The following is a 9,493-nucleotide window of genomic DNA, read 5'->3' as shown; positions in this document are numbered from 1 at the left end:
CCCCATGGGCAGCAGGAACCGCAACGCAGCGTGCGCCCGGAAGAGGTCACGCTGGCCAGCGGCCGCAAGGTCACCTGTCATCTCTATAGCGAGGAGGGGCAGGCCAATGGCTAACCTGCTGGAACTCAGGAATGTCTCGAAGGTCTATCAGCGCGGGCTGATCAACGCCAAGGCGACCGTGGCGCTACAGGACATGTCGCTGCAGCTCAAGGAGGACGAACCCACCATCCTGACGGTGGCGGGCGAATCCGGCTCGGGCAAGACGACGCTCGCCATGCTGCTGCTTGGCTTCATCACGCCGACGACGGGCGAGATCCTCTATCGCGGCAAGAACATCGTGTCGCTGCATGGCCGCGATCGGCTGGCCTATCGCCGCGAGGTGCAGGCGGTGTTCCAGGATCCGTTTGCGGTGTTCAATCCGTTCTACACGGTCGATCATCTGCTCACGGTGCCGATCAACAAGTTCAAGCTGGCCAAGTCGCGCAAAGAGGCGCGCGACAAGATGGAAGAGGCCCTCACGGCGGTCGGCCTTCGGCCGGAAGACGTGTTGGGGCGCTTCCCGCACCAGTTGTCGGGTGGTCAACGCCAGCGCATCAACGTCGCCCGGGCCCTGCTGCTCCGGCCGCGGCTGCTGATCGCCGACGAGCCGGTGTCGATGGTCGATGCCTCACTGCGCGCGTCGATCCTAGAGACACTGCGCAAGCTGCAGCGCGACTATGGCGTCTCGATCATCTACATCACCCACGATCTGACGACCGCCTATCACATCGCCAAGTCGATCATCGTGCTCTACCGCGGTGGGGTGATGGAAGCGGGAGATGTCGATCGGGTGATCAAGGACCCGCGCCATCCCTATACCAAGTTGCTGGTCGACTCGATCCCGTGGCCCAATCTCGATCAGCGCTGGGGGTCCGAGCCGATCAAGGCCCGCGAAGGCTATGCGGCCACCGGCGGGTGTCCGTTCCTGCCACGCTGTCCGGCGGCCATGGAAATCTGCAAGAGCCGTCCGCCGCTGTTCGAAATCGAAAAGCAGCATACGGCCTCTTGCTATCTCTACGACAAGCAGCCGCAGATCGCGGCCGAAAAGCTCTCCGAGCTGCTGCCGGTCTGATCCGGCCATTGCTTCCGGGCCGTTCCGCACGCGGGATGGCCCGATCCCTTCTTCGGTCCGCTGCCCGCCCGGTGGCCGGCAGGACCAAAATCTCGCCCGAGGGTCATCATGCTCGAAATCGCCGAATTCATTTCACCGGAGCCGACGCCGGTGTGGAAGCTTGCCCAGCAGGCAGGCGTCAATCTCGCCGTGGGCGGGCTGCCGTTCAACTCGCTGCAGGCCAATGAACGGGTCTGTGATCTGGCGCCACTCAGCCGCATGAAGGACACCTACGAGTCCAACGGCTTCGAACTGCGCGTCATCGAGGCCCGGCCGCCGCTCAACAACGCCAAACGCGGCCTGCCCGGTGGTGAGGAAGAGATCGATGTGGTGTGCGAGCTCATCACCAATATGGGCAAGCTCGGCATTCCCGTGTGGTGCTACGAGTGGATGACGGACTTCAACTGGGTCCGCACCACCATGGACACGCCCAGCCGCGGCGGTTCGGTGGTCACCAGCTTCAATGTCGACGACGTGCCGGACTCGATCACCTCGAACCCGCCGATCAGCGAAGAAAAGCTCTGGGAGACGCTCGAGCATTTCCTCAAGCGCGTCGTGCCGGTGGCGGAAAAGGCGGGGGTGAAGCTCTCCATGCACCCCGACGACCCGCCGATCACCCCGATCAAGGGCGTCAGCCGCATCATGCGGACCGTGCCGAACTACCAGCGGCTCGTCGAGACCGTGCCGTCGGACATGAACACGATCACCATGTGCCAAGGCAATTTCACCCTGATGACCAACGATCTGCCGGCCGCCATCCGCGGCTTCGGCAAAAAGATCAGTTTCGTGCATTTCCGGGACGTGCGCGGTGTGCCGACAAGGTTCGAGGAAACCTGGCACGACGCAGGCAAGACTGACATGCTCGCCTGCATGCAGGCCTATCGCGACATCGGGTTCGATGGTGTGCTACGGCCCGACCACGTGCCCACGGTCGAGGGCGACAGCAATGCCAATGCGGGGTATTCGGCCTTTGGGCGCCTCTATGCGATTGGCTATATCCGCGGGCTGATGGAAGCCGTTTACGAAGGACAGACGAAGTGAAGATCGCAGTTACCGGGGGCCGCGGCGGCGTTGGCTCCGCCATCGTCACCCAGGCCCTGGCCCAGGGGCACAGCCTTGTCAGCATCGACCGGGTGGCGCCGGCCGAAGACGCGCCGGTGCGGGACAAGGTGCACAGCGTCGTCGCCGAAATGGCTGACTATGATGCGCTGGTCACGGCCTTTGCCGGTTGCGACGCGATGATCCATATGGCCGCCATTCCGGCGCCGGGGCGGCATCCCGATCACGTGGTCCACAACAACAATGTGGTGGGCAGCTACAACGCGCTGCGCGCGGCGACCGAGAATGGCATCATGAACATCTGCCAGGCCTCGAGCGTCAACGCCATCGGCCACGCGTTCAGCCGAGAGCCGCGCTACGATTATTTCCCTATCGACGAGAACCATCCGAACTATTCGGAAGAGCCCTATAGCCTCTCGAAATGGATCTGCGAGCAGCAGGCCGATGCCTTTGCGCGCCGCTACGAGGACATCCGGATCTCGTCGATGCGCTTTCACTGGGTGGTGCCGGAGCGTGAAATGGCTGCGTCGCGCTTCAACATCGCGCCACAGGTGGCCCATCACCTTTGGGCCTATACGCGCTTCGACGCCGCGGCGGCCGCCTGCCTTGCCAGCCTGACGGCAGACTTCAAGGGTCATGAGGTGTTCTACATCGTGGCTCCGGACTCGACGATGGAAGGGCCGAGCCGCGAGCTGGCGGAAAAGCACTTCCCCAATGTCGAAATCCGCGGCAGCTTCGCGGGCAATCATGCCTTTTTCAGCTCCGCCAAGGCCGAGCGCATGCTGGGCTGGAAACACCCGTCCGCCGACGAGGTTTGAGGAAAGCGGGGCGGCTTCGGGCCGCCCCTAGTCGTCGTCCTCGTCGAGAATGCGCTGCTCGGCGCCTTCGAGATCCTCGTACTGGCCGGCACGCAGGCTCCACAGGAAGGCGCCGAGGGCCAGCAGGCCCATGATCAGGGCAATCGGAATCAGGAGAACCAGCCCGCTCATGCCGGCACCTCGTCGGGCTGCGGCTCGGCAGCGCCGGTCGTCTCTTTGCGGCGCGCTCCGTCGTAACGCAACCGCATGCCGTTCGCGACGACGATGATCGAGGAGGCCGACATGGCGAGCGCCGCGATCAGCGGGGTTACCTGTCCGGTGATGGCGAGCGGCACGGCGACCGCGTTGTAGCCGATCGCCAGCACGAGGTTCTGCCGCACCAGTCGCGCCGCTTGGCGCGCGGTGCGCAGTACCAGCGGCACGGCAGCCAAGTCCTCGCCGGTGAAAACGAAACCGGCGGCGTTGCGCCCAATGTCGGCGGCGCTGCCGGGGGCCATCGAGACATAGGCAGCGGTCAGCGCCGGCGCGTCATTGATGCCGTCGCCCACCATCATCGTGCGCCCCTTGGCGACTTCGGCGACCTTGTCCTCCGGCAGGCATGCGCCGCGGGCATCATTGATGCCGATCTGCGCTGCGACCGCCGCTACCGCCTCGGGGCGATCCCCCGAGATCAGCAGCGGGTCGAGACCCATCTCACGCAATTCATTCATCGTCGCCGCAGCGCCGCGGCGCAGCGGATCGGCGAAGCCATACCAGCCTTTCTCCTTGCCGTCGGCCGTCAGCCAGACCTCCGAAAGGTTGTTCCCGGGCGCCGCACGCATGCCGCACCAATCGGCACTGCCCAAGCGCCAGGTAACGCCCTCCACCTGGGCTTCTATGCCGCGACCCGCCGTCTCGGTGACGGCGATTTGTTCGTGCTCGTCGCCGGTCGCGCCGGCCGCGAGGGCCCGCGACAGCGGGTGGGTGCTGGCCGCTGCGAGGCGGCGGGCCATTTGCGCGGCGTCGGGATCGGTTTCGCGCGCCGCGACGAGTTGCGGCCGGCCCAGCGTCAGCGTGCCGGTCTTGTCAAAGGCGATTCGGTCGGCCTCCGCGGCCCGCTCCAGCGCAGCGCCATCCTTCATCAGAATGCCCCGGGCAAACAGTTTTCCCGCGGCGACCACGTGGACGATCGGCACGGCGAGGGCCAGCGCGCAGGGGCAGGTGATGATCAGAACGGCGACGGCATTGAGCAGGGCCGTGTGCCAGTTGCCCGAAACCAGCCCCCAGCCGAAGAAGGTCAGCAGCGCCACCGTGTGCACCACCGGCGCATAGACCTGCGCCGCCTTGTCGGCGAGTCTCCTTGGCCGGGTGCGGGCGTTCTCGGCCGCCTCCATCATTACCGCCATCCGCGCGAGGAACGAGTCGGTGGAGGCGCGGATGGCCCTCAGGGTCACAAGCCCTGTGAGATTGGTCGCGCCGGCGATCACCTCGTCTCCTGCCACGAGGGTTTGCGGTGCGGCCTCGCCGGTAACAATCGAATAGTCGAACTCGGCGGCGCCAGAGAGCAGTTCGCCGTCGACCGGCGCACGCTCGCCGTGTTTCAGCTCGAGCACCATGCCGTGCGTGATTTCGTCGAGCTTGACGTATTCGCGCCGGCCGTCGGGTAGGACCTCAAGCGCGCCGCGCGGTTGCAGGCGGGCGAGGGCCGTGATGGCGCTGCGGGCCCGTTCGCGCATCAGATGGTCGAGCGTGCGCCCGACCAGCAGGAAGAACAGCAGCATGGTCGAGGCGTCGAAATAGGCATGCGGGCCCGAATTGATGGTCTCGTAGAGACTCAATCCGGTGGCGAGCAGCACGCCGATCGAGATCGGGACGTCCATATTGGTCTTGCCGACGCGCAGGGCCCGCCAGGCCGAGCGGAAGAACAGCCGACCCGAATAGGCGACCGCGGGGAGGGCCAGCAATGCCGAGAGCCAGTGAAACAGGTCGCGGGTGGCCTCGTTGGCGCCGGACCAGACCGAGACCGAAAACAGCATGATGTTGCCGGCCGCAAATCCAGCGACCGCCAGGGCCTTCAGCAGTTCGGCCAGCACCGGATCCCCGACACTGTCCTGACTGGGGTCGAGGACGTGGTTGTAGTAGCCCGCAGCGCGGATAGCGGCGGTCAGTTCCGACGGCGCGCCGCGATTGTGGTCATAGCCGATACGCACGCGGCGTTTGGTGAGATTGACCCGTGCGGTGGTAACCTGCGGCAGAGCGTCCAGGCCGGTCTCGATCGAGCGGATGCAGGCGGCGCAATGTGCGTCTGGGACGGCGAACTCGATCTGCCGGGTGCCGTCGCCCAGCGGGCGGCTCAAGGCGAGCAGTGCCGCGTCGTCGGTCTCGACGGCCCCGAGCTGCGGCGCCTCACCCGCGTGCTGTCCCGGCGGGCAGCAGGTCACTGCCCGTTCCCCGTCACGGTGAAGCGGGTATGAAGCTCATAGGGACCCAGCTCCGTCTCCGGCGCGCGGGCGAGTGCTTCCCACAGGCCGGTTTCGAGCGTCAGTGGGGCGGCATGGCTGCCGCTACTCGTGGGAACGAGCTCCAGCATCTGGTCGTCGTGTCCACCCACCGGGCGGTTGATCTGCAGCGTCACGTCGTCGAGTGGCACGGCGCGGCCTGTGCCGTCCACCAGCCTGAGTTCGATCCGGGCGCCGTCGTAGTTCAGGGTCCCGACCCAGCCGGCGGCCTGCTGGCGTTCGTGGGCGATGCGCTTGTCCTCGAACTCCTGGCTCGCGACATAGGTGTTGGGCACCACGAGACCGGTCCAGCTGGTGCTCGACAGCACCGCCATGGTGGCGTTGACCGCGATGATCACCCCGAAGAAGCCGAGGACGAGCACCAGCATGTGGCGGCCAGTGAATTCGCGTGAACGTGCGGGTCGGAGCGTGCTCATGTCTACCTCTGGGGAACGGCGAAGCTGGTTTCGACGGCGCTGGTCCGCGCGGTCTCGGTATCGGTGACGACGATGTGGAAATCGACAGGCTCAGCGGGCACGAACTCGGCGTCGACGCGCACATAGAGCCGCAGCGGCAGCACCTGGTCGGGCGGCAGGTCGAGAGTCAGTTGCTGCACCAGTTTTGAATCATCGGCTAGCGACATGGCGGCGCCCGGCAGGCCTTCGAGGCTGAGCACGACCTGACCCGGCTGCGGCGTCATGTTCAGCACCTTGACGTCGAAGCCATTGCGCACCGAGCCGTCGCGCAACTCGACATAGAGCGGGTTGCGGTCGTGCAGCACATTGAGCGACAGCGGCGTACGTAGCGCCAGCACCGTCAGCATGGCGAGCCCGATCGCCGACCAGCCGACGAAATAGATCAGCGTGCGCGGTCGGATGATCGAGCGCCAGTCGGTGTGCTTGATGCGCTTGACCAGCCGGCCGGTGGCGCTGTCGCGCACCCGCTCGGGCCTGATGGTCGCGTCGGGGCCGGTCGCCAGCGCCATGTTCTGGCGATAGTCCGACAGCGTCGCATAGGAAATCAGGCCGCGTTCCTTACCCAACCGGGTCATCACGTCGTCGCAGGCATCGATGCACAGCGCACAGGTGATGCACTCGAGCTGCTGGCCATCGCGGATGTCGATGCCCATCGGACAGACCACGACGCAGGCGTTGCAGTCGACGCAGTCGCCCTGCGGCCGGCCCTCGGCCTGGGCCTTCTTGGCGTGGCGGCCGCGTGGCTCGCCGCGCCAGTCGTTATAGGTGACGGTGAGCGAGTGTTCGTCCAGCATGGCGCCCTGAATGCGGGGCCAGGGGCACATGTAGGTGCAGACCTGTTCGCGCATCAGCCCGCCGAAGACATAGGTGGTGGCTGTCAGTAGCGCGATGGTCGCATAGGCGATGACGGGCGCCTGCAGGCTCACCACGTCTTGCAGCAGGCTCGGGGCATCGGCGAAATAGAAGATCCAGGCGCCGCCGGTCGCGATGCCGATCAGCAGCCAGATCCCATGCTTGGTGACTCGTTTGACGATCTTGTCGGCCGTCCAGGGCGCCTTGTCGAGCTTCATGCGGGCGTTGCGATCGCCCTCAATGGCGCGCTCGACGACGAGAAACAGATCCACCCACACGGTCTGCGGGCAGGTATAGCCGCACCACGCCCGTCCCACCGTCGAAGTGATGAGGAACAGTCCGATCCCGGCCATCACCAGCATGCCGGCGACGTAGTAGAATTCCTGCGGCCAGATTTCGATGAAGAAGAAGTAGAAGCGCCGGTTGGCGAGGTCGACCAGCACGGCTTGGTCCGGGGCGAAGGGCCCGCGGTCCCAGCGAATCCATGGCGTGACGTAGTAGATCGTCAGCGTCACCAGCATGACCAGCCACTTGAAGCGGCGAAACTGGCCCGAGGCGCGCTTGGGGAAGATCTTGGTGCGCGGCGCATAGAGTTCGAGGCGCTGCTTGCGCGAGTTCACCGGTTGCACATCGTGCTGTTCGGGGGTGGGGGTCTCCACCGACATGGCAGGCCTCGCGAGATTTGCGGATGGCGCAGTCATGACACGCTGCGGCTGGGCGAGGCTTGATCTGGGTCAAGCGCGCCAATGGGGCGTAGGGTCCGGCTGCTTGCGAAAAGCCGACGGTGTCGCGCCCCGCGGTCACCTGCTGGCGACCGTGGGGCGGACCGGTTGCTGGCGTTGGCGCAGCAGCTACTCGCCGCCGCCCAGACCGTGCACATAGACCGCCAGCTGCTTGACGGCATCGTCCCCGAGCCGGGCACCCCAGGCCGGCATCACACCGTGACGCGGGCTGCGGATCTGGGCGACGATGTCGGGAAGCGTGTCGCCGTACAGCCAGATGCGATCGTTGAGCGAGGGCGCACCCTGGTCGATCATGCCGCCGCCGGCTTCGCCGTGGCACGACGCGCAATTGTCGGCGAACAATGCGGCGCCTTCGGGCGTCGCTTCGCCCCCCTCGATGCCGGTGAAGCTCGCCACGTAGCGGGCGACCGTCCGGATCTGGTCGGCGGGCAGCAGCCCGTCAGTGCCGAAGTTCGGCATGATGTTGTAGTGCGTTTCCATATCCACGGGGTCACGGGCGCCATGGCTGATGGTGTCGTGAATCTGCTCGATGGTGCCGCCCCAGATCCACTCGTCATCATTGAGATTGGGATAGCCGGGGGCTCCGGCGGCGCCGGTGCCGTGGCACTGCGAGCAGTAAACCTTGAACATGGACTCGCCGCCGGCGCGGGCAAAGCGGCTGAGCTGCTCGTCGCCGACGATTTCCGCGACGGGGGTCGCCGAGATCGCCGCGAGCATGCTGCCCTGCGCCTGCTGTGCGGCATCGAGCGAGGCATCCAGATTGGCGCGACTCGAATAGCCCAGGACGCCCGAGGTTGCCGAGGAGATCATCGGCCAGGCCGGATAGGCAATCGTATAGCCCACAGCAAAGACGATGGTGCCGTAGAAGGTCCACAGCCACCAGCGCGGCAGCGGTGTATCCAGTTCCTTGATGCCGTCCCACTCGTGGCCGGTGGTGGCAGTGTCGGTGGCCTTATCGATTTCCCGGCCGTTGCGCTGTTCCGTACCGCTCATTGTGTCTTATCCCCGGTGATGGGTTCGTTGTCCTCGAGTGGAATGCGGGCCGCTGCCTTGGCATGGGCACTGGCGCCGGGGCGGATCACGAACAGCAAGACCGCAATGAAGATGGCCAGCATGTAGACGAGGCCCCAGCTGTCGGCGAAGTGCCGCAATCCGTCGTAAACGGCGTTGTCCATAATGGCCTCCGTCAGCGGTAGTTGGCTTCGGCGTCATAGGCCGAGAAATCGACCAGCGTGCCGAGCATTTGCAGGTAAGCGACGAGCGCATCCATTTCGGTGATGCGGCGCGGATCGCCGTCGAAATCGCCGACCGTCACCTTGTCGTAGCGCGACAGCAGGCCCGAGGTGCTGGCGTCCGGCGTGGCCTGGGCAATCAGGTCTGCCCGCGCATTGGCGATGTCTTCCTGGGTGTACGGCACCCCGACGGCGGCGTTGGCCTTTAGGTGGCCGTCGATCCCGAAGGTGTCGAGCTCGGTGTTGGCCAGATGGCCATAGCCCGGCATGATCGATTCCGGCACCAGGGCGCGCGGGTCGGTCAGGTGCTCGACATGCCATTCATTCGAATAGCGGGCGCCAACGCGGGCCAGGTCCGGTCCGGTGCGCTTCGAGCCCCACTGAAACGGATGGTCGTACATCGACTCCGCTGCCAGCGAGTAGTGCCCGTAGCGCTCTACCTCGTCGCGGAAGGGGCGGATCATCTGGCTGTGGCAGACGTAGCAGCCCTCGCGGACATAGACGTCGCGGCCTGCCAGTTCGAGCGGGGTGTAGGGCCGCATGCCCTCCACCTTCTCCACCGTGTTCTGCAGATAGAACAGCGGCGCGATCTCGACGATGCCCCCGATCGACACGACGACCAGCGTCAGCCCGAGCAGCAGAGTGGCGTTCTTTTCGACAGCGCCATGCTTTCCAAGGATGTCCAT

General features: G+C 65.6%; 10 protein-coding genes. 3 read left to right on the top strand and 7 right to left on the bottom strand.

Features of this window, described 5'->3' with window-relative positions; all coding sequences use genetic code 11:
- Nucleotides 1-106: 106 nt before the first annotated feature.
- The 3 genes from ACN0TK_RS15860 to ACN0TK_RS15850 all read left to right on the top strand — a co-directional run bounded on the left by ACN0TK_RS15860 (nt 107) and on the right by ACN0TK_RS15850 (nt 3,027).
- Nucleotides 107-1,111 (top strand): ABC transporter ATP-binding protein, encoded by a 1,005-nt coding sequence (locus ACN0TK_RS15860; RefSeq protein ID WP_417310501.1) that lies wholly within the window; start codon nt 107-109, stop codon nt 1,109-1,111.
- A 108-nt stretch (nt 1,112-1,219) separates the two neighbouring features.
- A complete protein-coding gene (locus ACN0TK_RS15855; RefSeq protein ID WP_417310500.1) occupies nt 1,220-2,191 on the top strand; it encodes a mannonate dehydratase in 972 nt (323 codons plus the stop codon).
- The gene (locus ACN0TK_RS15850) at nt 2,188-3,027 is read left to right on the top strand and encodes an NAD-dependent epimerase/dehydratase family protein (RefSeq protein ID WP_417310499.1); all 840 of its coding nucleotides are present in this window, start codon (nt 2,188-2,190) and stop codon (nt 3,025-3,027) included. The genes ACN0TK_RS15855 and ACN0TK_RS15850 overlap by 4 nt, the downstream gene beginning before the upstream one ends.
- 27 nt (nt 3,028-3,054) lie before the next feature.
- On the opposite strand, the gene ccoS is transcribed toward ACN0TK_RS15850, so the two are convergent.
- The 7 genes from ccoS to ccoO all read right to left on the bottom strand — a co-directional run bounded on the left by ccoS (nt 3,055) and on the right by ccoO (nt 9,493).
- Nucleotides 3,055-3,198: a cbb3-type cytochrome oxidase assembly protein CcoS gene (gene ccoS / locus ACN0TK_RS15845; protein WP_417310498.1), complete on the bottom strand. Its 144-nt coding sequence runs from the start codon at nt 3,196-3,198 to the stop codon at nt 3,055-3,057.
- Entirely contained in the window at nt 3,195-5,447 is a 2,253-nt protein-coding gene (locus ACN0TK_RS15840; protein ID WP_417310497.1) for a cation-translocating P-type ATPase, read from the bottom strand. The genes ccoS and ACN0TK_RS15840 overlap by 4 nt, the downstream gene beginning before the upstream one ends.
- Entirely contained in the window at nt 5,444-5,941 is a 498-nt protein-coding gene (locus ACN0TK_RS15835) for a FixH family protein (RefSeq protein ID WP_417310496.1), read from the bottom strand. Before ACN0TK_RS15835 ends, ACN0TK_RS15840 begins: the two co-directional genes overlap by 4 nt.
- Before the next feature lie 2 nt (nt 5,942-5,943).
- A complete protein-coding gene (gene ccoG, locus ACN0TK_RS15830; RefSeq protein ID WP_417310495.1) occupies nt 5,944-7,497 on the bottom strand; it encodes a cytochrome c oxidase accessory protein CcoG in 1,554 nt (517 codons plus the stop codon).
- A 186-nt stretch (nt 7,498-7,683) separates the two neighbouring features.
- Nucleotides 7,684-8,568 (bottom strand): cytochrome-c oxidase, cbb3-type subunit III, encoded by an 885-nt coding sequence (gene ccoP, locus ACN0TK_RS15825; RefSeq protein WP_417310494.1) that lies wholly within the window; start codon nt 8,566-8,568, stop codon nt 7,684-7,686.
- Entirely contained in the window at nt 8,565-8,750 is a 186-nt protein-coding gene (locus ACN0TK_RS15820; RefSeq protein WP_417310493.1) for a cbb3-type cytochrome c oxidase subunit 3, read from the bottom strand. Before ACN0TK_RS15820 ends, ccoP begins: the two co-directional genes overlap by 4 nt.
- 11 nt (nt 8,751-8,761) lie before the next feature.
- The gene (gene ccoO / locus ACN0TK_RS15815; protein ID WP_417310492.1) at nt 8,762-9,493 is read right to left on the bottom strand and encodes a cytochrome-c oxidase, cbb3-type subunit II; all 732 of its coding nucleotides are present in this window, start codon (nt 9,491-9,493) and stop codon (nt 8,762-8,764) included.

It is taken from the genome of Devosia sp. (assembly GCF_048261455.1).
Taxonomy (GTDB): domain Bacteria; phylum Pseudomonadota; class Alphaproteobacteria; order Rhizobiales; family Devosiaceae; genus Devosia_A.
This window is presented reverse-complemented; position numbering and strand designations above follow the sequence as displayed.

Bases quoted from the DNA above. Each gene is read 5' to 3' on its own strand.
- ACN0TK_RS15860 (WP_417310501.1), top strand. From the start codon at position 107: ATGGCTAACCTGCTGGAACTCAGGAATGTCTCGAAGGTCTATCAGCGC.
- ACN0TK_RS15855 (WP_417310500.1), top strand. From the start codon at position 1,220: ATGCTCGAAATCGCCGAATTCATTTCACCGGAGCCGACGCCGGTGTGG.
- ccoS (WP_417310498.1), bottom strand. From the start codon at position 3,198: ATGAGCGGGCTGGTTCTCCTGATTCCGATTGCCCTGATCATGGGCCTG.
- ACN0TK_RS15835 (WP_417310496.1), bottom strand. From the start codon at position 5,941: ATGAGCACGCTCCGACCCGCACGTTCACGCGAATTCACTGGCCGCCAC.
- ccoG (WP_417310495.1), bottom strand. From the start codon at position 7,497: ATGTCGGTGGAGACCCCCACCCCCGAACAGCACGATGTGCAACCGGTG.
- ccoP (WP_417310494.1), bottom strand. From the start codon at position 8,568: ATGAGCGGTACGGAACAGCGCAACGGCCGGGAAATCGATAAGGCCACC.
- ACN0TK_RS15820 (WP_417310493.1), bottom strand. From the start codon at position 8,750: ATGGACAACGCCGTTTACGACGGATTGCGGCACTTCGCCGACAGCTGG.
- ccoO (WP_417310492.1), bottom strand. From the start codon at position 9,493: ATGGACATCCTTGGAAAGCATGGCGCTGTCGAAAAGAACGCCACTCTG.